Genomic DNA, 26,035 nt, shown 5'->3' on the forward strand with positions numbered 1-26,035 from the left:
TGCAAGGCTCAGGCTTTGCGTGTCAGCCGTGTCAGGATCCGGTCCAGCGCATTGGCGAACGCTTGCTTCTCCCGCTCGCCAAACGGCGCTGGCCCGCCACTCATTTGACCTTGTTCACGCAAATCGGTGAACAGGTTGCGCACCGCCAGCCGGTCGCCCATGTTTTGCGCATCGAACTCCTTGCCTCGCGGGTCCAGCGCTGCGACGCCCTTCTTCACCAGCCGATCCGCCAGCGGTACATCGCTGCAAATCACCAGTTCACCCGGCACCGCGTGCTCCACCAGATAATCGTCCGCTGCATCCGGGCCACTCGGCACCACGATCAGCTTGACCAGGGCCAGGCCCGGCTTGATCTGCGGCTGTCCCGCCACCAGCACCACTTCGAACTGACGCTTGAGCGCAAACTTCACCACCAGATCCTTGGCCGCCCGTGGACAGGCGTCTGCATCGATCCAGACACGCATTGTGTTTTCCTCTTTTGAAAAGCATCGCGGGCAAGCCCGCTCCCGCAAGGTTAACGCTAAACCTGTGGGAGCGGGCTTGCCCGCGAATATGAGCGCAGCGAATGCTCTTAAGAAGCCGGCACCCGCCGCTTCTCCGCCATCCAGCTACGCCCATACAACACGATGATCGCAATGATCGCCACCGCCTGGGCACTCAGCGAATACGCATCCGCGTGGATCCCCAGCCAATCGAAGTCGAAGAACGCCACCGGCCGAGTGCCAAAGATGCCGGCTTCCTGCAATGCCTTCACGCCATGTCCGGCAAACACTACCGACAATGCACAGAGCAAACCGGCGTTGATGCTGAAGAACAACGCCAGCGGCAACTTCGCCGAACCCCGCAGGATCACCCAGGCCAGGCCGACCAGCAGCACCAGCGCCGTCGCACCACCGGCGAGCACCGCGTTATGCCCCGCAGGCCCAGCCTGCAACCATAAGGTCTCGTAGAACAAAATCACTTCGAACAGTTCGCGATACACCGAGAAGAACGCCAGCGTCGCAAACCCGAAACGTCCGCCACCGCCCACCAGACTGCTCTTTATGTAATCCTGCCAGGCCGCGGCGTGGCGACGGTCGTGCATCCACACGCCGAGCCAGAGGACCATGACGGCAGCAAACAACGCTGTCGCACCTTCCAGCAATTCCCGTTGCGATCCGCTGACATCGATCGCATAGGCCGCCACCGCCCAGGTCCCCAGGCCCGCCAACAGCGCCAGGCCCCAACCGATGTTGACACTGCGCACCGCCGATTGCTGGCCGGTATTGCGCAGGAATGCGAGGATCGCCGCCAGCACCAGAATCGCTTCCAGCCCTTCACGCAGCAGAATCAGCAGGCCGGAGATATAACTCAGGGACCAGCTCAAGCCATCACTGCCCAACAAACCCGCCGACTGCTTCAACTTGGCCTTGGCCGCGTCCAGACGCAGCTGCGCCTCGGCCGCCGGCAAACCGTCCTGCAACGACTGACGGTAAGCCATCAGCGATTTCTCGGTGTCCTTGCGCACGTTGGCATCGACGTTGTCCAACGAGCTTTCAACCAGCTCGAAGCCCTCCAGATACGCCGCTACCGACAGGTCATAGGCTTGATCGTGATCGCCGGCACGGTAGGCGGCGATGCTCTTGTCCAACGTGGCGGCGGTGTAATCGAGCAATTGTGCCGGGCCACGCTTGACCTGCGCCGGTTGTGCGCGCTGTGCACGGAAGGTCGCCGCAGCTTGTGGGCCGTCAGCGGCCAGCACTTCGGCCGGGGTCTGACGGGCCAGGTCGGCAATGTTGTAGGTTTTTTCGGCTTTGGTTATGGCCGGGGCGGCACTGAAGCTGGCAATGTAGGTCGCCAGGTCCCAGCGCTGCCGATCATCCAGCTGATCGGCGAAGGCCGGCATGTCGGTGCCTTCGACGCCCATCCCCAAGGTGTTGTAGATCGCATACAAACTCAGGCGATCCAGTCGCGAGGCATCACGCAGATTGGCCGGTGGCGGCGTCAGACCGACACCGGCCGGGCCATCACCGCCCCCCGTATCACCATGACAAACCGAACAATGCTGAGCGTACAGTGGCGCACCCCGTGTCGGATCCGGGGTAATGATCGGCGCCTGGCTGACTTCATAAGCCACGGCCAGTTTCGCACCGAGCTGGCGGGCCTGGCGGGCGACGTCCGCACCGTCCTGACGCGCAGAAATGGCGTTACGCAGCGTGCTGATGCCCTGCTCCAGCCCGTCTTTTTCCGGCTTGGCCGGCATTGCAGCGATCAAGCCTTGCAACACCTTGATGAATTCCAGCTGCTCGCGGTATTCACCCTCATCAATGACCTTGCCCGCTTGCACCGTGTCCGGGTAATCCGCGCCGATGTAATCGAGCAAATGCAGCGCTTGCGGCGCACCTTCTACGGTGTCAGCCAGCAGATTGAAACTGCACAAGGCAAACAGGGGAAACACCAGCCAGGCCAGAAATCGGGACGGGGCAGTCATTAATGAATCTCAATTGGGAATACGAAGTAATACATTGTTCACTTCCGATGTCATTCACTCAAGCTTTGTCTGCGGCGGCCGCTGAAGTGCAGGAACAAAGTGCCATCATTCAAGTCTATAATTTGCCGCCTCATGGCGGCTTATTTTCAAGGAAGACACACCGCAAATGGCCAACCGCCTGCGCTTCATGTTTGTACTCAGTGCGTGCCTGCTACTGAGTGGCTGTCCTACCATGCGTGACTACAACGCCGAACTGAACGAGACCCTCGATTATTTCAAGGCCGGTCAGCTCGACGATGCGGTTGCCGTACTCGACCGCAACAACCCCATTCCTCCGGGCGACCTGCTTTATCACTTCGAAAAAGGCGAATTGCTGCGCCTCAGCGGTAATTTCCCCGACAGTTATCAACATTGGGACTACGCCGACCGGTTGATCGAAGGGTGGGACAATTCGCCCATGTTCGTCCCCTTCAAAAAATTCACCGAGTTCAACAGTTACAGCGCCAACGACAAGGTGCGCTTATACGATGGCTACGATTTCGAGAGAGTCGCCCTGACCACGCAAATGGCCCTGATGCTGCTCTCCGGCTCCGAAACGGAACTGGCGCGCGTCATGATCAAGAAAACCCACGAGCGCGAAGCAACCATTGCCGACAAACGTGACAAGCAATATCTGGAACTGGAAACCCAGGCGAAAGAGCAAGGGGTCGCGATGAAATTCCAGGACCTTCAGGGCTACCCGGTAGCGACCCTCGATGCCCCAGAAGTGATCGCACTGAAAAACAGCTACCAGAGTGCGTTCAGCCATTACCTCGCCGGTTTCATCTATGAAACGCTGGACGAGAAAGACCTCGCCGCGCCGGGCTATCGCCAAGCCATTGAACTGCGCCCCGATACGCCGCTGCTCGAACAATCATTGCGTAACCTGGCCAAATCCCCGCTGAAGGCGGGTGAAAGTGATGTCCTGCTGATTGTGCAAACCGGGCTGGCGCCGGCTCGCAGTTCGGTGCGCGTGCCGATTTCGGTAGATGTCGAGGGTGAAACCTACATCACTAACATGTCGTTCCCGATCATCGTCCCCGACACCTCCACGCCCCCCGTGGACTTCGTTATGGTGGACGGCAAAAAACACAAGCTGACGCTGCTCAACAGCTTCGGCGACATGTCACGGCGCACCTTGCGTGACGACATGCCGGGCATTATTCAACGCACGCTCCATCGCGCCCGGTCCAATGTCGAATACCTGGCTTATCTGAAAAAACACAGGCCCGAGAAGCTTGAGGAAACACTCCTGCTGCAGACGCAACGCGAGGATGCCGACACCCGCGTCTGGCGCACACTGCCGGACAAGACGCTGGTCGCCCGCCTGCGACTTAAGAAAGGCGTGCATCAACTGACCGTGCCCAATGCGCCGGACGCAACACCGGTCAGCTTCAAGGTGGAACAGACACATCAAGCCTTCAGCTTGCGCGCGGTGGGTCGCCGCAGATTCGCCGCTGATATTGCCTTGCAACTCGCCCCCCTTCCCGCACCGCAGGCTGCAGCCAGCCCTGCCCGCCCCTGAACGGAGAATTTCATGGGATTGAAACGCTTCGCCATTGTCGCGCTGGCCCTGTTGGCTGGTTGCGCTACCCCACCGCCACCGGAGCCGGGCAGTGCCGCCAGCAAAGTGCTGGCCACTGGACCGATTGAGGACGTGGCAATCGGTCCCATGCGCATGGCCAGGGAGAACGGTTTCCTGACAGTCAGTGCGCAGCTGAGCAACACCGACACCCACAATCGAACGCTCTATTACCGCTATTTGTGGATGGGGCCGGAAGGTTTTCCAGTGGCCGAAGCCGACACCTGGAAAAGCTTGACCCTGTACGCCGGGCAAACCAGTTTTGTGCCGGCCATTGCGCCCGTGCCCCAAGCCGTGGATTTCCGCCTGGAGATCAATACGCCGTGAACCGCCCACTTGAGACCTTGCCCATGTTTTTACGCGTTTCGTCCCTGACCCTGGCCGCGCTGCTGATCGGTGGCTGCGCCGAGAATCGCTCGCCTGTGCTGGGCAGTGGCAACATCAGCTACGGCGACCCGAAAGCTGTTGAACTGGTGACCAACGAATTCGGCTCGACCGACCTGCAGATGATCGCTGAAAGTATGACCCGCTCGCTCGCGCAGTCAGGCGTTCTGAAAGGGCGGCCGGTGGTTCAGGTCTACGACGTGATGAACAAGACCAGCGAGTACATCGATACCCGCGAGATCACCACGTCGATCAAGACCCAACTGATGCGTTCCGGCACCGCGCGCTTTGCCAGCGACAACACGGACATGCAGAGCCAGGTCGACCACCTCAAATTGCAGAACCAGAGCGGGCTGTACAAAAAAAGCACGGTGGCCAAAACCGGCAACATGATCGCTGCCCGCTACCGCCTGGAAGGCTCGATCAGTTCGATCATCAAGCGCAGCAACGACTACAAGGACGTCTTCTACAAATTCAGCCTGCAGTTGGTCGACGTCGAAAGCGGGCTGGCCGAGTGGATGGACGAGAAAGAAATCCGCAAAACCACGGAGCGCTAAGCAATGCGTGCATGGATTGGCATCATGGCCCTGGCCTGCGCCGTTAGCGCCCAGGCAGGCCCGAAAATCGCCGTTACCGACCTTGCCTACGAAGCCAGCGTGGATCAATACGTCCACGTGATCTCGGCCCGGGACAACCATCAGCAGGATTATTACGGGGCCAGCGGCTCGTCCAGCTATGACGAGTACACGACGCAGAACAGCTATCTGGAACAGACCGAAATCCGTCGTTTCAGTGGCGACATCAAAGGCCAGATGCTCAAGACCGGCAGGTTCCAGTTAATTCAAGGCACGCCCTACACCGCCAGCGCCAAAAGCGATGTGTACGACGTGATCAAGCGCATCAAGGCTGGCCAATTTGAAGGGGCCGAATACGTGTTGTTCGGCACACTGTCGGACATCGATTTCACCGAGGACATGAATGAACTGGCCATGACCGACGGCTATTCGGCAGTGCTGGCACTCACTCTGGTCGCGGATTTCAGCCTGATCAACACCAGGACGTACGAGATCACCTCGGCGTTCACCGCCATGGGAGAAGCCCAGGACATTAAACTGGTGAATGATCGTGATATCCACGTATCGCTGAACCGCCCGCGAGTGGTGCGGGACGTGTCCAGGTCCTTGGGAGAGGACGTGGCTCGCCAATTGATCGAACAGCTCGGGGATGGCAGGTATGTACCGTCGGGGCAACCAGAACCACGCAATGACCTGCCGCCGGATACCGCGCCAGTCATTCTGCGCTGAACCCTGGAACGAAAAAGGCGACCTCTCGGGTCGCCTTTTGTATGGCTGATGGTTTTACACCGCCGCTTTGCGCAGAGTCGCCATAAACGCCGCAGCACCAATGAACAGACCGGCAAACGTGCGGTTCATGCGTTTTTGCTGTTTGGGCGTACGCAACAAGCGCAATACCTTCGACGCCAGCCCGGTGTAACCGGCCATGACGATCAGGTCAACGCAGACCATGGTCACGCCGATGATCAGGTACTGAGCCAGCAGCGGAGCATGCGGATCAATGAACTGCGGCAACACCGCCAGCATGAAGACCAGCGCCTTGGGGTTGCTGATGTTGACCAGGAATCCCCGGAACACCAACGCCATCGGCTTGCCAATCTGGCGCACCGCCGCGTCGTCGCTCATGTCGCTGGGCAGCGCGCGCCATTGCTTGACCGCGAGGTACACCAGGTACGCCACGCCAAACCATTTGATCGCGTAAAAAGCTGAAGCAGACGCCGTGAGAATCGCGCCAACACCGGCGCCAACTATCGCGATCTGCACCGCCAGACCTATTTGCAGGCCCAGCGCATTCCAGTAACCACGCCAGAAACCGTATTGCAGACCGCTGGACATCGACGCAATGGCGCCGGCACCGGGAGACAAACTGATCACCCAGCAGGCAGCAAAAAACGCCAGCCATGTTTGAAGCTCCATCGCACACCTCGACTCAGACTCGTATCAGACGTCTAAGCTAATGCGGCTTTGGGCCGATGACCACCGATTTTTTGCAGGATGTTGCGGCTGCCGACCAGTGTTTACGGCTTCAGGCTCGCAAATGCGGTCTATCAGAAGACCTACTTCTCAAACCCGCTCGAAGGAATCACATCACTGCCGCGCCAGCGTCGAACCGAGCGCTGGAAGAACAGGCTGTTGGGCACTTGCACCATGGCGCTACCAGTGCCGAGCTCTTGCGCTTCGATCAGCGTGGTGTAAAGCAGATTGATCGCCACGACCCGACCTTTGACGCCAGGCTTGTCGGTGGTGTCCACCAGTTCGACCACATCGCCGAGGCGGAACGGGCCAACTGTGAAGATCAAAACGGCACACAGCAGATTGGAGAGCACGCTCCACATGGCGAAGAACGCCACCGCAGCGACGGCCACAAACCCGGACAACGCCGTCCAGAGCACCGTCGCCGACACGCCAAGGCGTTCCAGCACGAAAATCAACGCGCTGCCCATGATCAGCCAGCGCAACCCGCCGCGCAGCGGCATGAGCAACTGCGGCGGAAACGGGTAGCGATCCCCAAGACGGGTCAGGCATTTGGCGACGAAGCGCTGGGCGACGTAGCCGGCCAGCAGGATCAACAGGATTTGCGCGACGAGCCAGATCGGCTCGATCCACACCGCCGGCAGTGGCAGCTTGAAGGCTTCCATCAGGACAGCGCCTCCAGCTCCGCCTGCATGCTTTCAAGCAGTTCCAGGGCTTCCATCCAGGCTTCTTCCAGCTCGGCTTCACGCACCTTCAGCTTGGCCTGTTCCGCCAGCAGGTCACGCAAATCGTTCTTGCGTGCTGGTTCGTAAATGTCGCTGTCGCCAAGACTCGTGTCGATCTTCGCCAGCTTCTCGTGCAGCTTGCCCAGCTCGGCTTCAAGCTTGTCAGCTTCGCGCTTGTGCGGCGCCAGTTGCTGACGCAACGCAGCAGCGGCCTGGCGCTGGGCTTTCTTGTCAGTCTTGTCCGGATTGACCGGGGTATTGCTGACCGGGGCATTGCGCTGACGGTAGTCGACCAGCCAACGGGCGTAGTCTTCCAGGTCACCGTCGAACTCCTCGACCTTGCCGTCGGCCACCAGGTAGAAATTGTCAGTGGTGCTTTTGAGCAGATGACGATCGTGGGAGACCACCAATACCGCGCCACTGAATTCCTGCAGGGCCATGGTCAGCGCCAGGCGCATTTCCAGGTCCAGGTGGTTGGTCGGTTCGTCGAGCAGCAACAGGTTCGGTCGATCCCAGGCAATCAAGGCCAGGGCCAGGCGGGCCTTTTCACCACCGGAGAAATTTAGCACCGGTTCATCGATACGCGCGCCACGGAAGTCGAAACCACCGAGGAAGTCGCGCAAGGTCTGCTCGCGTTCGGTCGGCGCCAGGCGCTGCAAGTGCAGCAACGGGCTGGCCTTGGAGTCCAGAGAATCCAGTTGATGCTGGGCAAAGTAGCCCACGACGGTGTTCTCACCGCGCGTCAGGCGACCGGACAACGGTTCGAGTTCACCGGCGAGGTTTTTGATCAGGGTCGACTTACCGGCGCCGTTTGGCCCGAGCAAACCGATCCGCGCCCCCGGAGTCAGTTGCAGCTTGACCTTCTCCAGCACCGCTTTGTCGCCGTAACCCAGACGAGCATCCGACAAATCAATCAATGGGCTGGAGATTTTCTGCGATTCGCGGAAGACGAAGTCGAACGGCGAATCGACGTGGGCGGCGGACAGTTCTTCCATCCGCTCCAGCGCCTTGATCCGGCTCTGCGCCTGACGGGCCTTGGTGGCCTGGGCCTTGAAGCGGGCGATGTAGCTTTCCATGTGCGCGCGTTGCGCCTGTTGCTTCTCGTAGGCTTGCTGTTGCTGCGCCAGACGTTCGGCACGGGCGCGTTCAAAGGCGCTGTAACCACCGCGATACAGGGTGATTTTGCGTTGATCAACATGGGCGACGTGATCGACCACGGCATCGAGGAAATCCCGGTCGTGGGAAATCAACAGTAAGGTGCCGGGGTAGCTTTTGAGCCACTCTTCGAGCCAGATGATGGCGTCGAGGTCCAAGTGGTTGGTCGGTTCGTCGAGCAGCAGCAAGTCCGATGGGCACATCAAAGCCTGCGCCAGGTTCAGACGCATCCTCCAGCCACCAGAGAAATCTCCTACCGGGCGATCCATCTGTTCATTGGTGAATCCGAGGCCGGCCAGCAGTTTGCGGGCTCGGGCATCGGCGGTGTAACCGTCGGCGCTGTCGAGTTCCGAGTGCAGGCGGGCCTGAGCCGCGCCGTCATGCGCGGCTTCGGCCGCGGCGAGGTCTCGTTGCACCTCACGCAGGCGCAGGTCGCCATCGAGCACGTAGTCGACCGCCAGGCGTTCGAGCGTCTCGATTTCCTGGCGCATGTGGGCGATGCGCCAGTCGGCCGGCAGGAAGCAGTCACCCGAGTCCGGGTGCAGTTCACCCCGGATCAAGGCGAACAGGCTCGATTTGCCGGCGCCGTTGGCACCGATTAGGCCGGCTTTGTGGCCGGCGTGCAGGGTCAGCTCAGCGTCTTCTAGCAGACGTTGAGGGCCACGCTGTAAAGTCAGGTTCTGAAGTCGAATCATAATGGCGGCGGAGTCTACCAGCTTCGCTCGCAACTGGCGCGAGTAGCACTATGTCCTCTGACCTGTGGAGCTTTTCCCTGACCACCTACGCCCGTCCCGGCGTTGAACGTTCGTGCCTGCACTTACAGTCGGCGGGGGTGAACGTGTGCCTGCTGCTGTGCGGGTTGTGGCTGGAAGAACGTGGCGTGACCTGTAACGAACAACGCTTGCAGCAGCTTCGCGACGTAGCCGGGCCTTGGGACGCGGAGGTCGTGCAACCGTTGCGAGCTTTACGCCGACAATGGAAAGCCGCCGCGAGCGAGGACGCCGGGCTGGATGAATTACGCGAACAAGTGAAGACACTGGAGATGGAAGCCGAACGGCATTTGTTGTCGCGGCTGGAGCGTTTGGCGCAGAGTTGGCCGCAGTATGAGGCGACCGACTCAACGGCCTGGCTGGAAGGTGTGGCGGCAGGCGCCGCACACCTGGACCGCGACGCGCTGCATCAGCTGCGCGTCGCGGCAACCGGCACTTAGGAAGCGCTGGTTGGGGTGGTGCTGGTGCTCGACGCGGCGGCTGGCGTTGGCGCAGGCGTAGTTGTCGAGGTTGTTGCTGGCGCCGGAGCAGCCGATGCAGCAGGTGCCGGAGTCGAAGTCGCTGGCTTTGTAACTGGCGCAGTGGCTGGCTTGGCAGTAGCGACCGGCTTTTTCACGGCTGGTTTGGCTGCAGGTTTTGCAGCTGGCTTCGCAGCGGCGGGTTTAGCTGCAGCTGGTTTTGCGGCGGTGGGTTTTACCGCAGCTTTTGTAGCCGGTTTGGCTGCAGCGGTTTTTGCCGCGGCTGGCTTGGCAGCAGGTTTGGCAGCAGCAGTTCTGGCAGTCGGTTTTGCAACTGCAGTTTTAGCAGCCGGTTTGGCAGCGGCTGCTTTAACGGCTGGCTTGGCAGCAGGTTTGGCAGCAGCAGTTTTCGCGGCTGGTTTTGCGGCCGATCTAGCAGCTGGTTTTGCCGCTGCGGTTTTCGCTACAGCCGGTTTGGCAGCAGCGGTTTTTGCAGCTGGTTTAGCAGCGGCTGTTTTTGCAGCAACTGGCTTGGCGGCAGGTTTGGCAGCCGTCGCTTTAGCAGCTGGTTTGGCAGCGCTGGCAGCGACTGGTTTTCTTGCCGCCGGTTTTGCCGCAGGCTTGGCTGCAGCTTTCACCGGTGCCTTGGCAGCAGGCTTGGCCGGTGCTTTTGCAGCAGCCGGTTTGGCAGCAGCTTTCTTGGCCGGTGCCGCAGCTGGCTTGGCCGAACGCAGGGACAACGCCTTGACGACAGCCTCTTGTACACGACCGACGCCCTGGGCCAATTTCAGGCTTTCTTGAGCATCGCGCTTGAGTTGCAGAATGTAGCTGCGCGTTTCGGATTGACGATCTTTGAGGGCATCGAGCAAGTCCTCAAGTTCTTTCACCGCATCCTTGGCTTTGGTTTGCGCCTTGGCTTTTCCAGCTGCTGCGGCGTCCTGCAATTTGGTACGGGACTTGTGCAATTTCTCCTGCGCTTTTCCGCGCTGCTTTTCCAGTTTGGCGAGCAGTTTTTCAGCATCAGCCAAGGCTTGCGAACAAGCGGTTTCCAAATGCTCGAGCAGACTGCCCGAGAGTTGTTGGAGTAAGTGCAACGGGGTATTTACTGGCTTCTTGGTGGCCGACATGGTTTACCTCCTGGCTGACGTGGGTGCGGCTCATACTAGACCTCTGCAGACACCGCCGCTAGGGCATGTTGACAGTATCGAAAGCGCTGCGTTGCAACGAATCGAAAATCTTCTGCACTTGCGCAAAACCAGTTTACCTTCGAGCGCTTTCACACTGGCATAATCCACCGCATCTCAGGTCGGAGAGTGCCCATGTCGCGCTACCTTTTTTTATCGCTGTGCGTGTTTTTTTCCGTTGCCCAGGCCGCGGAAAAAACCACTGCAAATGACGCTCACGATCTCGCTTACAGCCTGGGTGCGAGCTTGGGCGAACGCTTGCGCCAAGAGGTTCCGGACCTGCAAATCCAGGCACTGCTCGACGGCTTGCAGCAAGCCTACCAAGGCAAACCGCTGGCGTTGAAAGACGAGCAGATTGAACAGATTCTTGCCCTGCATGAAGCGCAAGTCGCCGAGCAGTCCTCCGTCCCGCAAAGTGAAGTTGCGCTTGAAAAAGAGCAGCATTTTCTCGCCGAGGAAAAAGCCAGGCCCGGTGTTCGCGAACTGGCGGATGGAATTTTACTGACGGAGTTGGCGCCGGGCACTGGAGCGAAGGCTGGCCCTAACGGCAAGGTCGAAGTGGTGTATATCGGACGCCTTCCGGACGGCACCGTGTTCGACCAGAACAGCAAGCCGCAATGGTTCAGTCTCGACAGCGTAATCAGCGGCTGGCGCAGCGCCTTGCAAAACATGCCGGTCGGCGCGAAATGGCGACTGGTGATTCCATCGTCTCAAGCCTATGGCGCGGACGGTGCCGGCGACCTGATCGCGCCGTTTACGCCGCTGGTGTTTGAAGTCGAATTGCGCGGCGTCACGAGCTGATAGCCAGAAACGAAAAACGGCGCGCATCGCGCACCGTTTTTCAGCTTCCCTTTGGGAGGGAGGATCTTGCAGGGAAGGCTCAGGCCTGAACCGAGTCCTCTTCCTTGTGAGCGGTGTGCAGCACTTCGATCAGACAATCTTCCAACTCGAAGCGCTCGTGCAACAGCCCGCCCAGCTCCTTGAATTTCTCCGCGACGCATTTGCCTGCATCACACAGATCGTTGAACGCGAGCAGCTTCTCGGTAATGACATCGATGCGCGGGTAAATGGTCTCTGCGAGTTCCAGACCACGCTTGTCGTTGAAGGCTTTGGCCTCCCCGGTCAGCTGTTCGTAGATCTCGAAGTGCCCGGCAGACACGTAGTCAACCAGCACTCCGCAAAATTCCTGCAAAGGTTTTCGATTTTCGCCCAAAGCCTCTGGCTTGGCACCGAGAGCATCGTAGGCTCGAACCAGTTCGTGACGCTCCTGCAACCAGCGATCGATCAGCAGATGCACTCCACCCCAACGTTCCTGAGCATTCTGACAACTTTCGAGCATGGTGATCTCTCTTCCCTTGTGGGTCATGCTGCCCTACACCTGTCGCAGACTTGAAATCAAGAAACGATCAGGCAGAGCGTCATCGAGCAACATAATTCCAATGACACGTGCGGGCCAGATTATGCCCGCGCGACAATGGCTTCAAGGTACGCAGGAGATAAAGTTCATACAAGTGTTTAATCTCCCGCCGGCGCCCGGTGCGACGACGTGCCGCTGAGCGGTCGTTTGCAGGCAAGCCAGACAATGCGCAGCAGCTGATAGATCCCCAGGATCGTCATCGCCATGAACAGCAGCAGACTCCATTCCGGGAGGCTCAAATCGAACAGCGTCCAGGAGATTTCTGCGCAATCCGCGTCTCCGTTGAACATTTTCGTCACTTGGCACAACCACGGTAAGTCCTCATAACCCCCCCCGGGATTGACCGGACAAGCCGAGAGCTGCAACGGATCGCTCTGCAGTAAAACCTGTCGCCACGCGGTGACCGTACCCGCAAGACTGCAGAACAGACCGAGTAGCCAATAGAGGAAGTTCCCGAAGCGACCGGGGCCATGTACCGAACCCACCAGGCAGACACCAGCGAACAATGCCAGGCAAAGTCGCTGCAAAAGGCACAATCCGCAAGGCTTGAGACCGACCGCATATTCCAGGTAATAGGAAACACCCAAGGCCAGGGCACCTGCAATGAAAGCCATGAAAAACAAGGAGCGTGAGCAGGCCAAAAACATGGCTTATCCGTAACAGTAGAGACAGGCTGTTACGGTAGAGGAAAGCGCGCCAGCCTTTCAAGGCAGGCCAGCACGGACACTTCACCAAAAGTGTAGGGAATTCCCGACAGAAGCTAGAGGACTTGGTGTAGTCCCCTGTAGGACGATGCCTATCAGGGACTACAGCACCAAACATTCAAGCCGTTTCAGGTCGAAGAACGGGCTCAAAAATCAACTCTCGTCCCGGTAGTAGCTGCGCAATGCTACAGCTACGGGGCACCGGTTTCAGGCGTAAACGGGAGCCGGCAGCGGTGCCGCCAACAAACGCTCATCCAGCAGCCCCAGACCTTCCTGAAACAACTGGTTGCTGCGTTCCGTGTCGCCCAGTTGCGCGAGCAACCGTGCCAGTTCGGCACACGCCTCGGGATTGCGCTGCACCCGCAAACTGCTTTCCAGATAGTCCCGCGCCTTACCCCACAGACTGCTTTGCAGACACAAGCGGCCGAGTGTCAGTAACAGGCTCGGGTCTGCCGGGTGATCCTTGAGCCAACCTTCGGCAGTGTGCAACTGACGCGCCGGATCGCTGCCGCGAACCAGGCCGTAGAGACGCGCCAGGTGACTGTTGTACTCACGCTTGAGGGCCGTGCGCAGAACCTCTTCAGCTTCGACTTGTGCGCCCAACTGCCGCAACTGCTCGGCGTAGGCCAGCACCAGCTGTGGCTCCTGGCGCTGAGCTGAAGTGAGCTGCTGCCAGGCGCGATTAAGCGATTGCAGACCGACCGTGCCGTCCTCGTCCTGACGCGCCGCCAGCGTAAGGTTTTCACCCCAGGCCCGGCGCTCCAGCTCGGTCAGTTCGGCGGGTGGCAAGACTTTATCCTTGCGTAGCTCCGGCAGCAGACGAATCACTGCCGACCAATCGCCGCGCTGCTGGTGCAGGCGCTGCAACTGGCGCAAGGTCTGGACGTTATGAGGATGGCGCTCGTGCATCGCTTGCAGCGTCGCCAGGGCGCCTTCGGTGTCGCCTCGATCGGTCTGCAACTGGGCATGGCTCAACGCGATGGCCAGTTCGGCCTGGGGCTGACGCTCAAGGGCGCGCTCCAGCAAGTTGTCGCTTTCCTCGTAAAGACCTTGTTCATTGGCGGCACGCGCCGCGCCGAGGTAGTAGAGCAGCGGTTGGCGCTCGGCTTCGGCGGCGCGATGCAGATGACGCTGCGCACTGGCCCAGCGCCCCTCGGCAAGGTCCAGCTGGCCGTGCTCGATCGCCACTTGGACCCGTCGACTGCGATTGCGTCGGGACCAGGGATTGACCACGCCGCTGGACGTCGTCACCAGGCCGATCAACGCCTTGATACCCCAGAACACCAGCCAGAGCACCGCGACCAGCGCCAGGGTTGCCCACAGGCTCGATTCATAGCGAAAGGTTCTGTAGGCGATCAACACGTAACCGGAATGCTCGGCGATCGCCAGGCCCAGCGCGGCGGCCGCCGCGATGACCAGGAACACGATCACATAGAGACGTTTCATGGCGTGGCCTCCTGCGCAGCGTTCGCAGCAGGTTTGGCCATTGGCTTGATCGAATCTTCGGCGTTCACATTGCGGCGCTCCAGATAACCCTGCACCGTGCTCAACGTTGCGGTCAGGTCCGGCGTAATGACGGTGACCGGCTGCTTGCTCAACTCGCCCACCTGCTCAAGCATGACTTTGCTTTGCGGGTTGTCCGGGTTGAAATTGCCTTTCAGTACGTCACGCGCCTCGGCCAGCGCCTGGGTATAAACCGCGGCCTGACCATTGAGCGCGGCCCATTGCGCTTGCTCAAGCGCCAGGCTCAGGGCCAGACGCACCTGACTCAGGCTCTGCCCTGCCAGTAACGGACGAATGTTCTTGTCGGCATTGAAGTCGATACGGATGTAGCGCGAAATCTGATCCCACCATTGCGCCCAACGACTGGCGCCGTCGCCATCGGCGGTCAGGCCTAACAACGACTCACCGCGATCCTTGTACTCGGGCGCCAGCTCAGTGAGGTTAATGACCTGATCACGCAAAGCGCCCAGTCGCAGGAACAGTCCGGTGCGATCCGGTTGTTCGGTGCTGCGCAGAGCCACCAGGGTTTTGGCCACTTGCTCGCGAGCGGCAAAGGAACCCGGGTCATTCTGTTCACGAAGAATTTCATCGGCGCCCTGCACCAGGGCCTGAGCGCTGCTGATGTCCTGCAGCGCGGAAAGGCGCAGGCTGGCCAGACGCAACAAGTGTTCCGCTTCGGCCAGACGCCAATCCTTGCGACTGGCACCGAGGACGGTTTCCAGACGCTGGTTCAGGCGTTGCTGATCTGCTTGAAGCTGAATCACCAGACGGCTGCGAGCGTCCAGTTCCTCGGCCGCGGGCAGTTGCTCAAGGCGCGCACTCAGTCGCTGCTCGTTAAGTTTCAGACTTTGCGCCTGATCGCTCAACGCCTGGACCTGGCTCAATTGCTGCTGGGTATTGGCTTGCAGGTGACGCACCTGCCAGACACCCCAACCGCCTACGGCAACACCGGCAGCGCCCAACAGCAGCGCGACGATTGCCAGCCCATTGCCCCGGCGCTGCACAGCAGCGGGTGGTGGTGTTTGAACCGGTGCATCAACCGGCGTATCAAGCACCGGCTGGACGTCATCTTTAGGCAAGGCTGTTTCGCTCACGTATCCATCCTTTGCATTAAAAAACGGGTTCGGGATGCTCCCGCAACGCCGTCAGCAAAGCCGCGGCACTGGCGCCACGACAATCCACAACTGTCAGGGCCCCGGCGGCACGTGCCAGCTCGGCGACCCTGGGGCTTGGAACAAACAACGGCAATCGCGCCAGCGCAGGCCAGGCATCACCCGCCAATTGGCGCAGGTGCTCAAAACCCTGTCCACTGCTGACCACCAGCCCGTTCAAGCGTTCCGCTTCAATCCGGTCAGGCAACGCCGTCGGCGGGTACTGAGGCAGCCCCCGACGGTACAACTCCAGATACTCGACACTAGCACCAAGCTCGCGCAAACGCTCAGCCAGCAACTCACGACCACCCTCCCCGCGCATGATCAACACGCGTGAAAAGGGTCGAACGACAGCCTCGCGCAACGACGCAAGTTCAAGCAAGGCTTCACTGTCATCGCCCTCGGCAGGAAAACTCACATTCAACCGGTTTTCCGCGAGAACCTGCGCGGTCGCCGCGCCCACGCTGAACCAGCTTGGGCTTGGTGGCTGCGGCCCATATCGATTGAGCAAGTCAACGCCGATTCGAGCGGCCGGCTTGCTGACCACGATCACCGCGTCAAACCGGTTCAGCCCCTGAATGACGTCGCGCATTGTGTCAGAGACCGGGATCGGGGCTATTTCCAAAAGCGGCAAGCTGCTGCTGAAAATCCCCACTTGCGCCAACGCGCCACTCAACGCCGCTGACTCATCCGCAGGGCGTGTCAGCAGCAGGCGCCAACCCGTCACTCGTGACCTGCCTCGCCGTAGACCGCTTTGAGGATGTCGTTGGCACCCTGGCTCAGCAAGTCTTCGGCGACTTGTACGCCCAAGGCTTCTGCGTCACCGCGCGGCGCACGGGCCTCGGCGCTGAGCAACAGGCCGCCGCTCGGATCGCCCACCAGGCCGCGCAACCAGAGTTGCTCGCCTTCAAGCACGGCGTAACAGGCGATCGGCACTTGGCAGCCGCCATTCAAATGTTTGTTGAGAGCGCGTTCAGCGATCACCCGAGTGGCGGTGTCCTGGTGATGCAGCGGCGCCAGCAACGCGTGGATTTCGCTGTCGGCGCTGCGGCATTCAATACCGACTGCGCCTTGGCCACCGGCTGGCAAGCTATCGTCGACGCTGATCGCCGAGGTAATGCGATCTTCAAAGCCGAGGCGAATCAGGCCGGCCGCCGCCAGGATGATAGCGTCGTATTCGCCGGCATCGAGCTTGGCCAGACGGGTGTTGACGTTGCCGCGCAGGAAACGGATTTCCAGGTCCGGGCGACGGGTCAACAATTGGGCCTGGCGACGCAGGCTCGACGTACCGACGATGCTGCCCGGTGGTAACGCATCCAGGCTGGCAAACGTGTTGGAGACGAAGGCATCACGCGGGTCTTCGCGCTCGCAGATGCAAAACAGACCGAGGCCTTCAGGGAAGTCCATCGGCACGTCTTTCATGGAGTGCACCGCGATGTCGGCTTCGTTTTCCAACAGCGCGGTTTCCAGTTCCTTGACGAACAGGCCCTTGCCACCGATTTTCGACAGCGGCGAGTCGAGCAGCTTGTCGCCGCGACTGACCATGGGCACCAGCGTCACGAGCAGACCCGGATGGGCCTCGATCAGACGGGCTTTGACGTATTCGGCCTGCCACAGGGCGAGAGCACTTTTGCGGGTGGCGATGCGGATTTCGCGAGAGGACATGGATCAATCCGTACTGAATAGATACGGCGGATAATAACAGCTCAGCCAAATCCACTTTGACTTGTATCAGACACTGCGCGGCCTCCCTGGCCTGGAATGTCCAGCAATCGGGTATGAAATCCGCCTGCGAACAGCGTATTAAAGCTGTTGCATCATTTTTCGCACGCCGGCCACATGGCGACGGCTGACGATCAGGGCGTCACCGTTCAGGCCTTTGAGGAACAGCTGAAAATGCCCCAGAGGCGTGCGTTGCAGGCGCTCGATACGCTCGCGAGCGACCAGTGCATTACGGTGGATTCGCACGAATCGATCGCCGAACTCATCTTCAAGGGCCTTGAGCGGCTCATCCAGCAGTACTTCGCCGCCTTCGTGGCGCAAGGTCACGTACTTATGGTCGGCAATGAAGTACACCACCTGACCCAAGGGGATCAGCTCAATGCCTTTACGGGTACGGGCACTGATATGGCTACGCGGGCCGCTGCCGGTTTCGGCGGCAGGACGGGTCAGGGCTGCGAGCTGGACGCGATTGGGCCGCTCGGCTTTTTTCAATGCTTCTTGCAAATGTTCAGTTCGCACAGGCTTCACCAGATAGCCCACGGCGCTGGCCTGCAGGGCTTCCACGGCAAATTCATCGGGCCCGGTGCAAAACACCACGGCGGGCGGGGTTTCGCGTTCGCACAACCGGGCAGCCACTTGCAGGCCATCAAGGCCCGGCATACGGATATCGAGCAGCACGATATCCGGCTTGTGGCTGTCGATCAGCGCCAACGCCTCTTCGCCGTTCGTGGCGCTGGGCTCCAGGACACTGTATCCCTCAAGTTCGCCAACCATTCGGCTCAGGCGCTCGCGGGCTAGGGGTTCGTCATCAACGATCAGGACATTCATATTGCGCTGGATTCCTGCGTGAGTCTCGCACAAGGATAGCGTAGACAGGGGAAGTGACGTCCGTCACCGCGATCCACGCTAAGACTGGCGCGAGGGCCAAAAAGTGCCGCGAGACCGGCGGCTAAATTTTCAACTGCCGAATAATTGGAGGCTCTGGCCCGCGTTAGCGAGGTATCGCCGTAGGGATTGCCGATACACAATATGAACACCCCTCTTCTTATAGTCAGCGGCAGCGCCCAGAAGTGCGCTGATCCTACTGTCCAACTGTAGACGGTTGCCGAGACGATATTGCTCAATTGAAAAATATCGTTGTGCAATTTCCCACAAGGCCTGTCCTGAGTATGGACCGGGGGATGAGAAAAAAACGTGTCGACCAGTGTCAGCGACAGGATTGGCAACCCTGTTATTATCCGCGACAGCTTCCAACGACATTTTTCTCCAGCCGATACGAGCGAATTCATGAGCACTGACAAGACCAATCAGTCCTGGGGCGGCCGCTTCAGTGAACCCGTCGACGCCTTCGTCGCCCGCTTCACCGCCTCCGTCACTTTCGACCAGCGCCTGTATCGCCACGACATCATGGGTTCGATCGCCCACGCCACCATGCTGGCCAAGGTCGGCGTGCTGACCGATGCCGAGCGCGACAGCATCACCGATGGCCTGAAGACCATCCAGGGTGAAATCGAGGCCGGCCAGTTCGACTGGCGCATCGACCTCGAAGACGTGCACATGAACATCGAGGCGCGCCTGACCGACCGCATCGGCGTCACCGGTAAAAAGCTGCACACCGGCCGTAGCCGTAACGACCAGGTGGCCACCGACATCCGCCTGTGGCTGCGTGACGAGATCGACCTGATCCTGAGCGAAATCACCCGCCTGCAAAAAGGCTTGCTGGAACAGGCCGAGCGCGAAGCGGGCAGCATCATGCCGGGCTTCACTCACCTGCAAACCGCACAGCCGGTGACCTTCGGGCACCACATGTTGGCCTGGTTCGAAATGCTCAGCCGCGACTACGAACGCCTGGTCGACTGCCGCAAGCGCACCAATCGCATGCCATTGGGCAGCGCGGCGCTGGCCGGCACCACCTACCCGATCGACCGTGAATACACCGCTCAGCTTTTGGGCTTCGACGCCGTCGGCGGCAACTCGCTGGACAACGTGTCCGATCGCGACTTCGCCATCGAGTTCTGCTCGGCCGCGAGCATCGCGATGATGCACCTGTCGCGCTTCTCCGAAGAGCTGGTGCTGTGGACCAGCGCGCAATTCCAGTTCATCGATCTGCCGGACCGTTTCTGCACCGGCAGCTCGATCATGCCGCAAAAGAAAAACCCGGACGTGCCAGAGCTGGTTCGCGGCAAGACCGGCCGTGTGTTCGGCGCCCTGATGGGCCTGTTGACCTTGATGAAAGGCCAGCCACTGGCCTACAACAAGGACAACCAGGAAGACAAGGAACCCCTGTTCGACGCCGCCGACACCTTGCGCGACTCGCTGCGGGCCTTTGCCGACATGATCCCGGCGATCAAGCCCAAGCACGCGATGATGCGCGAAGCGGCCCTGCGCGGTTTCTCCACCGCCACCGACCTGGCCGATTATCTGGTGCGTCGTGGCCTGCCGTTCCGTGACTGCCACGAAATCGTTGGTCATGCCGTGAAGTACGGCGTGGAAAGCGGTAAAGACCTGGCGGAAATGAGCCTGGAAGAGCTGCGCAAGTTCAGCGACCAGATCGATCAGGATGTATTTGCCGTGCTGACCCTGGAAGGCTCGGTCAATGCCCGTGACCATATCGGCGGCACCGCGCCGGCGCAGGTCAAGAAGGCAGTGGCGCGCGGCCAGGCGCTGCTCGCCAGCCGTTAAGGCAAAAGCCAAGAACATCGCGAGCAGGCTCGCTCCCACAGGTTCAGCGTGATCCTTGTGGGAGCGAGCCTGCTCGCGATGACTGACTTCAGAAGCTTACAAAACTCACTTTTTGGACGCGACCATCGCCATAAACGCTGGCATCGCCGCTTCCTTGTCCGCTGCAATTTTCTTCACGTTCGGATTCTGCTCCAGACGCTCCAGCAGCGCCTTGGCTCCCGGCATATCGGCCAGCAGATCGATATCGAACAGCTTCTGCCCCACCGCACAGGCCAGTGGCACGCTGTACAGGAAATACAAATCGGCAAGGCTCAGATGCTCCCCCGCCACATAAGGAGCGAATTTGCCGTGCCTGCCCAAGGCAGCAAACCCCAGCAACAGCTCCGCCTTGGTCTTGTCCTTGATCGCGTCCGGCACCTGCATGCCGAAAAACGCCTGGGGAAAACAGGCACGAGCAGGCAACTCGATGTACAGCTCGATTTCCTTGGCCAGCGCCAGCACTTGCGCCCGCTCGAATGGATCGCTTGGCAATAGCGGCGTGCCCGCCTGGCTTTGCTCGATGTATTCAAGAATCACGGCGGTTTCGTTGATAAAACCTTGTTCGACGCCCAGCACCGGCACTTTTCCGCGCGGGCTGACGGCCAGCGCCTCGGGACTATTGCCGCCATAAAAAGGCACTTCTTCAAACGGCAGTCCCTTCTCCAGCAGCGCCAGCTTCACCATGTTGTAGTAGTTACTGACGGGAAAACCATAAAGCTTGAGCATCACATAGCCTCCAGGCCGTGCGGGGTTGGCAGTGCCTGTTTATAGAACGCCATGGCGATTCTTGCCAGCAGCATCACAGCGCTGAATGCAGGTAAACTGGCCGCCTTAACTTGAGGAGCCTGCCATGAGCGAGCCAACTGATATCGAGATCGACGAAGAAGAGTTCGCCGAAAACACCCTGATCGAAGCCATCGAAAACCAGATTGAAAGCGACAACCCGCCAGCGGCCAAGGCCACCTTCAACAAGCTGACCCTGGTGGGTTACGAGCGTGAAGAAATCCTCAACCTGATGGCTCACGTGTTAGCGGTAGAAATCGACGCGATTCTGGAAGAAGACCGCGCGTTCAACACCGAATGGTACGAAACAGCGCTGCGTGCCCTGCCGGAATTGCCGCCGGAAAAGAAGTAAATCGGACACCGTTGGGAGCGTGCAACGCGCTCCCAACACAGTTTGTCACGAAACATTCCTGCCTTCCCCCAGCCCCTGACTACACTGGTACGCACCCCGCTGCCGCAGCACCCGCCGGGGAATGCTTCCCCAAGGCGAAAAAACCCTGATGCAGGTACTGGACATGCCGCACGAGTGGGCTCACCTTAGGGGCGCTGTCGTCCAATTCCTAGAAAGTCTGGAGTCCTTATGTCGCTTACCCCTGAGTTGGTTGCCGAACTGGAAATCCTTGCCCTCTTCAACCTGGACAGTTCCCAGGAAGGTTTGAAAATTCATCAGACCGCTGCCCCGAAAGCCATTGCTGCCGCTCAACGCCTGTACGAAAAAGAACTGATCGACCAGCCCGATGGCGGTTATCTGACCAGTCTGGGTCGTGACGCCGCACAAAACATACAAACCGTTCTGACGATTCTGAGCGTCCAGGAAACAGCCTGAACATCAACGCATCGCCCACGGAAACCCCTGCCACGGGATTTCCGCGGGCACACCTGGCTTCCTGCTGTCGCCGCACGATAAAAATCTGACGTCAAAAACACAAAATCAGCTTAAAAGTCCCGGGCACGAGGCGCTAAACTGCCCCTCATCCGCAGACCCTGCGTCCGAGCCACGCGAGCCGGTTTGAGCTGACATGACCCGCACCCACGAAATCCGCCCCGATCTGGACGAGGGAATCGACCGCAAGGTTCTAAGTCAACTGCGCGCACGATTTCTGAAACTCAACGAAGGTCGCATGGCCCGCGCCATGGAAGGGCTGTCGACGCGCCAACAAACAGTGCTGACGCTGCTGCCACTGTTTTTCCACGTCAATCATCCGCTGTTGCCAGGTTATGTGTCGGGCAGCACGCCGGCGGGGCTGGCGAATTTCGAGCCTGACGCCAACGCCCTCGCTGAAGCCCAACGCCTGACCCGATCGTTTTCCTATAAGCCGCGCCACGGCAGCAATCCGCCGCGACCGATTCACGGCCTGTTCCTGATGGGCAGCCTGGGCACCCTGGCCCAGGCCGATCAGAGCGACATGGATGTGTGGGTCTGTCACGCGCCGGACCTGAGCGAAAATGAACTCGGCGAGCTGCGTAAAAAGTGCCAGTTGCTTGAAGTCTGGGCCGCCAGCCAAGGTGCCGAGGCGCATTTCTTTCTGATCGATCCAACGCGCTTCGTGCTCGGCGAGCGCGACACGCAGCTGAGTTCGGAAGACTGCGGCACCACTCAGCACTACCTGTTGCTGGACGAGTTCTACCGCACCGCCATCTGGCTGGCCGGACGCACGCCCATCTGGTGGCTGGTGCCGGTCTACGAGGAAGCGGCCTACGACCGTTACACCCACACGCTGCTGTCCAAGCGTTTCATTCGGGCTGATGAGTCTCTGGATCTGGGCCATCTGGCCTACATCCCGCCCGGCGAATTCATCGGTGCCGGGCTCTGGCAGTTGTTCAAGGGCATCGAGTCGCCGTACAAGTCCGTGCTCAAGCTGTTGCTGACCGAGGTCTACGCCAGCGAACATCCTAAAGTGCATTGCCTGAGCCTGCGCTTCAAGCAAGCGGTGTTCGCCAATCAGCTGGACCTCGATGAGCTTGATCCCTATATCGTGGTTTATCGGCGCATCGAGGAATACCTCACGGCCCGCGGCGAGCCTGAACGGCTTGAACTGGTGCGCCGCGCGCTGTACCTGAAGGTCAACCGCAAGCTCACCGGCAGCAGTCGCACCCAGAGTTGGCAGCGTTCACTGCTTGAGCGGCTGGCTCATGAATGGAATTGGGATCAGCGGCAACTGGCGCTGCTCGACAGCCGCAGCCAATGGAAGGTCCGCCAGGTCAGCGCAGAGCGCCGCGCCCTGGTCAACGAGCTGAACTACAGCTACCGCTTCCTGACCCAGTTTGCTCGCAACGAACAAACCGTCAGCCTGATCAACAAACGCGACCTCAATGTGCTGGGTCGACGGCTGTACGCGGCTTTTGAGCGCAAAGCCGACAAAGTCGAGTTCATCAACCCGGGCATCGCCCCGGATCTGGCCGAAGACACCCTGACGCTGGTTCAGGCACCCAACAAAAAAGAGCCGGGGAACGTTCAGTGGTGTTTGTACAACGGCAGCCTGGCCGCCCATGAGTGGGAACATTTCGCGCCGATCAAGCGCAGCCGCCAATTGCTGGAGTTGCTGACCTGGTGCCATCGTAACGGTGTGATCGACAGCAGCACCCGTCTCGCCTTGCACCCCGGCACCAGCGACTTGAGTGAGTTTGAACTGTTCAACCTGCTCGGCAGCCTGCAACAGACCATCGCCCTGCCCTTGGTAACGGTTGCCGAAGAGCCGTTGCTGCGCCCCAGCGTGCCAAGTGAAGTGCTGATTCTGGTGAACGTCGGCGTCGATCCGCTCAAGCATCACCGCGACCTGAACATCCTGATGACCACCGAGCGCACCGACTCCTTGAGCTACGCCGGGGTCCGCGAGAATCTGGTACTGACCCTGGACCAGGTCACGCTTAATAGCTGGAACGAAGTGCTGGTCAGCCGCTACGACGGGCCTCATGCGCTGCTCGACTGCCTGCGCGACTACCTCAACAATCTCCTTGGCGGAGCACAACAACCCAAGTTGCGGGTTCGCTGCTTTTGCCACAACCGCGCGCAATTCATCGCACGCCGGGTCGAAGAGGTCCTCGACACCGCGCAGAACCTGCTGCTGAGCAACCTCAATCATCGCTACCTGATACAGGTCCAGCAGCATTACCACGTGCTGGAGCTGGTGCCCGGACAGGTCAATCACGTCGCCCTCGCCACGCTGCCAGCGCTGCTGGATTACCTCGGCGAAGAACTGGCGAGCTACAGCCCGCTGCAGCTGGACCCGATGGCGCTGGAAGATCACGACCTGGCGTTGCTTCTGCCCATGGGCCAGCCTGAGTGCATTCAGGTGTTCTACCGCGTCTATGAACAGCACGCTGATGTGTACGTGCTGGATGAGTTCAATGCGTTGTGGCAACAGCGTTTGCCTTATCACGACGAACAAAGCCTGCTGGTGCCGCTGCAACGGTTCCTGCAATCGATTCAATACCGACGCGATGCGCTGCTACCCATGAACAGCACCCAGCCCCTGAGCCTGGACACGCTGTACTACCAGCTATTGCCGTCAGGCCCCGGACGCGCTCGCCGGGTCGAGGCCCGAGCCGCACCGCAAACCCCGATCGACAAGCCGTTCTATGACGTACAGGCCATCGTCGGCAAAGCCGCACCGGGGCAGGTGCAGGTCACGTTGTATTGCAATCAGCGGGAGTTTTCGGAGCTTGAATATGGCGACCAACTGTTCAGCGTGGTCGCCCAGGAGATCGTCGAGCAGCGCCGTGAAGTCGAGCGCTATCGCTGCTACATCACCGACCTGGACCTGTCGGGCCTGATCGGTGATGGGCATGGCTCAAGCAATTTGTATCTGCGCTACAAGGCTGATCTTGAGCGCGCACTGAACGAGGCGCTCGAGCAGGTCTAAGACAGGGTCATTCCGGGAAGTGGCCGCCATTGGCAGGCTGTGATTCAACTTCCAGCAGGGTCAGTTTCAGGGTTTTGCCCCCCGGTGCCGGCCAGTCGATGTGCTGCCCGACCTTGAGACCCAGCAGCGCGCTGCCAACCGGCGCCAGAATGGAAATCTTGCCTTCATCGGCGTTGGCATCCTTGGGATAAACCAGCGTCAGGTGATAGTCCTTGCCACTGATTTCTTCACGGCAATGCACACGTGAATTCATGGTCACGACATCGGCAGGCACTTCTTCGTGACTGACCAGGTTATCGGCACGGTCCAGTTCGGTTTGCAGCGCGATAACGCCCGGCAGCGTGTCATCCAGGCTGTCGATCAGGCGCTCCAGACGTTGTACGTCCAGACGAGTAAGGGTGATGGAAGGTTCAGTCATGATAAAGGCAGACTCCTTTCTTCTGCGCAGAAAAAGCAAAACCCCGCCAGAAAAAGGCGGGGTTTTCACGAGCCTCGATGGGTTGAGGCGTTTCTGGACACTATCACAGCTCAATAAATATACAAGTCAGGGCGACCAAGCCCCGATTTGTCCTTTGCAAGCTGAGTCAAAGGAGGCCCTGCAGCAGGGTCAGGCGCAGGATTTGCGCTGGGTCGCCTGGGCGCAAATCGCTCGCCGGCGATCGTCATCCGCCGAGCGCCATTCGCGGATGTCTTCGACATGGCGAAAACAGCCGAGGCAGACCTTTTGCTCGTCCAGCCGACAGACACCGCTGCAAGGAGACGGCACTGCCGGGCTGACATTGCTGTAAAGCGGCTTGGGCGGACGAACGGGCTGGGTCACGACCTCACAGACCTTCGAAATCGAGATCGACATCAGCCTGCTGCTTGACGATGCGCTCGAGCATCTCGCCCAGTTGCTCTTCGCTCTTGTCGCACATCCAGCGCTCGCTCTCTTCGTCATAGTCGAAGTGGAAGCCACCGGACACCGCCGCGAGCCACAGCTGGCGCAACGGTTCCTGGCGGCTGAAGATCAACTGACTGCCATTTTCGAACTTGACGGTGAGAACACCGGCCGAGCTCTCCAGATCGATATCCAGATCACTCTCGTCGAAAATATCTTCCAGCATTTGCTGGGTGGTATCGACCAGATCGTGGAAACGGGCTTCGGTCAAACTCATTGCGGCAACCTCAAAAAATGTCTGTTCACGCTCAAGCGCCGCAAGATACGGGCGAGCCCCGACGATTGCAAAGGATAACGATCAAGCACCGATATAGGTACATCAAACACAGTAAATGTGGGAGCGGGCTCGCCCGCGAAGGGGTCAGCAGTTTCAACATCTTTGTTGACTGACACTCCGTCATCGCGAGCAGGCTCGC

27 protein-coding genes are annotated in these 26,035 nt (G+C 59.8%); 10 read left to right on the forward strand and 17 right to left on the reverse strand.

The window, feature by feature from the left end; translation table 11 throughout:
• Positions 1–8 precede the first annotated feature (8 nt).
• Both HNR03_RS12765 and HNR03_RS12770 read right to left on the reverse strand, forming a co-directional pair.
• On the reverse strand, positions 9–464 hold the full coding sequence (locus tag HNR03_RS12765) for a YaiI/YqxD family protein (RefSeq protein ID WP_150653930.1): 456 nt from the start codon (positions 462–464) through the stop codon (positions 9–11).
• Positions 465–571: 107 nt separating this feature from the next.
• Complete coding sequence (locus tag HNR03_RS12770) at positions 572–2,470, reverse strand: FTR1 family protein (protein ID WP_259153946.1); 1,899 nt, start codon at positions 2,468–2,470, stop codon at positions 572–574.
• Between the two features lie 166 nt (positions 2,471–2,636).
• Between HNR03_RS12770 and HNR03_RS12775 the strand changes: the two genes are divergently transcribed.
• The 4 genes from HNR03_RS12775 to HNR03_RS12790 are packed head-to-tail and all read left to right on the forward strand — an operon-like array spanning position 2,637 to position 5,779.
• Positions 2,637–4,034, forward strand: coding sequence for a COG3014 family protein (locus tag HNR03_RS12775; protein ID WP_259153953.1), 1,398 nt, complete (start codon positions 2,637–2,639; stop codon positions 4,032–4,034).
• A gap of 12 nt (positions 4,035–4,046) precedes the next feature.
• Positions 4,047–4,418 (forward strand): YcfL family protein, encoded by a 372-nt coding sequence (locus HNR03_RS12780; RefSeq protein WP_222588953.1) that lies wholly within the window; start codon positions 4,047–4,049, stop codon positions 4,416–4,418.
• 23 nt (positions 4,419–4,441) lie between these two features.
• Positions 4,442–5,032, forward strand: a complete 591-nt coding sequence (gene lpoB / locus HNR03_RS12785) for a penicillin-binding protein activator LpoB (RefSeq protein ID WP_090178206.1) — start codon at positions 4,442–4,444, stop codon at positions 5,030–5,032.
• A 3-nt stretch (positions 5,033–5,035) separates the two neighbouring features.
• The gene (locus tag HNR03_RS12790) at positions 5,036–5,779 is read left to right on the forward strand and encodes a penicillin-binding protein activator LpoB (protein ID WP_259153954.1); all 744 of its coding nucleotides are present in this window, start codon (positions 5,036–5,038) and stop codon (positions 5,777–5,779) included.
• Between the two features lie 54 nt (positions 5,780–5,833).
• Here the strand turns inward: HNR03_RS12790 and rhtB are convergent, their stop codons facing one another.
• The 3 genes from rhtB to HNR03_RS12805 form a co-directional block, all read right to left on the reverse strand.
• Complete coding sequence (rhtB, locus tag HNR03_RS12795; protein WP_208670933.1) at positions 5,834–6,466, reverse strand: homoserine/homoserine lactone efflux protein; 633 nt, start codon at positions 6,464–6,466, stop codon at positions 5,834–5,836.
• A 140-nt stretch (positions 6,467–6,606) separates the two neighbouring features.
• Positions 6,607–7,188 (reverse strand): mechanosensitive ion channel family protein, encoded by a 582-nt coding sequence (locus HNR03_RS12800; RefSeq protein WP_259153957.1) that lies wholly within the window; start codon positions 7,186–7,188, stop codon positions 6,607–6,609.
• Positions 7,188–9,098 (reverse strand): ATP-binding cassette domain-containing protein, encoded by a 1,911-nt coding sequence (locus tag HNR03_RS12805; RefSeq protein WP_259153959.1) that lies wholly within the window; start codon positions 9,096–9,098, stop codon positions 7,188–7,190. Before HNR03_RS12805 ends, HNR03_RS12800 begins: the two co-directional genes overlap by 1 nt.
• Before the next feature lie 50 nt (positions 9,099–9,148).
• On the opposite strand from HNR03_RS12805, the gene HNR03_RS12810 reads away from it, so the two are divergent.
• The gene (locus HNR03_RS12810) at positions 9,149–9,613 is read left to right on the forward strand and encodes a TIGR02444 family protein (RefSeq protein WP_259153960.1); all 465 of its coding nucleotides are present in this window, start codon (positions 9,149–9,151) and stop codon (positions 9,611–9,613) included.
• Here the strand turns inward: HNR03_RS12810 and HNR03_RS12815 are convergent.
• On the reverse strand, positions 9,610–10,758 hold the full coding sequence (locus tag HNR03_RS12815; RefSeq protein WP_259153961.1) for an AlgP family protein: 1,149 nt from the start codon (positions 10,756–10,758) through the stop codon (positions 9,610–9,612). The two genes, HNR03_RS12810 and HNR03_RS12815, sit on opposite strands and share 4 nt — an antisense overlap.
• A gap of 192 nt (positions 10,759–10,950) precedes the next feature.
• On the opposite strand from HNR03_RS12815, the gene HNR03_RS12820 reads away from it, so the two are divergent.
• Positions 10,951–11,616: an FKBP-type peptidyl-prolyl cis-trans isomerase gene (locus HNR03_RS12820; RefSeq protein ID WP_259153962.1), complete on the forward strand. Its 666-nt coding sequence runs from the start codon at positions 10,951–10,953 to the stop codon at positions 11,614–11,616.
• 79 nt (positions 11,617–11,695) lie between these two features.
• Here HNR03_RS12820 and HNR03_RS12825 read toward each other — a convergent pair whose 3' ends face one another.
• From HNR03_RS12825 to HNR03_RS12855, 7 genes are all read right to left on the reverse strand, one after another.
• Entirely contained in the window at positions 11,696–12,154 is a 459-nt protein-coding gene (locus tag HNR03_RS12825) for an Rsd/AlgQ family anti-sigma factor (RefSeq protein WP_064680385.1), read from the reverse strand.
• 176 nt (positions 12,155–12,330) lie between these two features.
• A complete protein-coding gene (locus tag HNR03_RS12830) occupies positions 12,331–12,879 on the reverse strand; it encodes a disulfide bond formation protein B (RefSeq protein WP_259153963.1) in 549 nt (182 codons plus the stop codon).
• A 264-nt stretch (positions 12,880–13,143) separates the two neighbouring features.
• A complete protein-coding gene (locus HNR03_RS12835) occupies positions 13,144–14,382 on the reverse strand; it encodes a heme biosynthesis protein HemY (protein ID WP_259153964.1) in 1,239 nt (412 codons plus the stop codon).
• Entirely contained in the window at positions 14,379–15,533 is a 1,155-nt protein-coding gene (locus HNR03_RS12840; RefSeq protein WP_222588962.1) for a uroporphyrinogen-III C-methyltransferase, read from the reverse strand. Before HNR03_RS12840 ends, HNR03_RS12835 begins: the two co-directional genes overlap by 4 nt.
• Positions 15,534–15,549: 16 nt before the next feature.
• Positions 15,550–16,317, reverse strand: a complete 768-nt coding sequence (locus tag HNR03_RS12845) for a uroporphyrinogen-III synthase (RefSeq protein ID WP_259153965.1) — start codon at positions 16,315–16,317, stop codon at positions 15,550–15,552.
• Positions 16,314–17,255 (reverse strand): hydroxymethylbilane synthase, encoded by a 942-nt coding sequence (hemC, locus tag HNR03_RS12850; protein WP_222588964.1) that lies wholly within the window; start codon positions 17,253–17,255, stop codon positions 16,314–16,316. Before hemC ends, HNR03_RS12845 begins: the two co-directional genes overlap by 4 nt.
• Positions 17,256–17,393: 138 nt before the next feature.
• On the reverse strand, positions 17,394–18,140 hold the full coding sequence (locus tag HNR03_RS12855) for a LytTR family DNA-binding domain-containing protein (protein WP_090178171.1): 747 nt from the start codon (positions 18,138–18,140) through the stop codon (positions 17,394–17,396).
• Between the two features lie 459 nt (positions 18,141–18,599).
• Here HNR03_RS12855 and argH point away from each other — a divergent pair, with 459 nt between their 5' ends.
• The gene (gene argH / locus HNR03_RS12865) at positions 18,600–19,994 is read left to right on the forward strand and encodes an argininosuccinate lyase (protein ID WP_033060676.1); all 1,395 of its coding nucleotides are present in this window, start codon (positions 18,600–18,602) and stop codon (positions 19,992–19,994) included.
• Between the two features lie 105 nt (positions 19,995–20,099).
• Here the strand turns inward: argH and HNR03_RS12870 are convergent, their stop codons facing one another.
• A complete protein-coding gene (locus tag HNR03_RS12870) occupies positions 20,100–20,759 on the reverse strand; it encodes a glutathione S-transferase family protein (RefSeq protein ID WP_259153966.1) in 660 nt (219 codons plus the stop codon).
• Between the two features lie 124 nt (positions 20,760–20,883).
• On the opposite strand from HNR03_RS12870, the gene HNR03_RS12875 reads away from it, so the two are divergent.
• From HNR03_RS12875 to HNR03_RS12885, 3 genes are all read left to right on the forward strand, one after another.
• On the forward strand, positions 20,884–21,168 hold the full coding sequence (locus tag HNR03_RS12875; protein WP_007894899.1) for a hypothetical protein: 285 nt from the start codon (positions 20,884–20,886) through the stop codon (positions 21,166–21,168).
• A 228-nt stretch (positions 21,169–21,396) separates the two neighbouring features.
• Positions 21,397–21,642: a TIGR02647 family protein gene (locus tag HNR03_RS12880; protein WP_210641984.1), complete on the forward strand. Its 246-nt coding sequence runs from the start codon at positions 21,397–21,399 to the stop codon at positions 21,640–21,642.
• Positions 21,643–21,835: 193 nt separating this feature from the next.
• Positions 21,836–24,679: a class I adenylate cyclase gene (locus HNR03_RS12885; RefSeq protein WP_259153972.1), complete on the forward strand. Its 2,844-nt coding sequence runs from the start codon at positions 21,836–21,838 to the stop codon at positions 24,677–24,679.
• Between the two features lie 7 nt (positions 24,680–24,686).
• Here the strand turns inward: HNR03_RS12885 and rnk are convergent, their stop codons facing one another.
• From rnk to cyaY, 3 genes are all read right to left on the reverse strand, one after another.
• Positions 24,687–25,097 (reverse strand): nucleoside diphosphate kinase regulator, encoded by a 411-nt coding sequence (gene rnk, locus HNR03_RS12890; protein WP_222588968.1) that lies wholly within the window; start codon positions 25,095–25,097, stop codon positions 24,687–24,689.
• Positions 25,098–25,286: 189 nt separating this feature from the next.
• On the reverse strand, positions 25,287–25,499 hold the full coding sequence (locus tag HNR03_RS12895) for a DUF1289 domain-containing protein (RefSeq protein ID WP_222588969.1): 213 nt from the start codon (positions 25,497–25,499) through the stop codon (positions 25,287–25,289).
• 4 nt (positions 25,500–25,503) lie between these two features.
• Positions 25,504–25,836 carry an iron donor protein CyaY gene (gene cyaY / locus HNR03_RS12900; RefSeq protein WP_222588970.1) on the reverse strand — a complete coding sequence of 111 codons (333 nt, stop codon included), beginning with the start codon at positions 25,834–25,836 and terminating at the stop codon, positions 25,504–25,506.
• Positions 25,837–26,035: the final 199 nt, after the last annotated feature.

The organism is Pseudomonas sp. JAI111 (genome assembly GCF_024809425.1).
Classification (GTDB): domain Bacteria; phylum Pseudomonadota; class Gammaproteobacteria; order Pseudomonadales; family Pseudomonadaceae; genus Aquipseudomonas.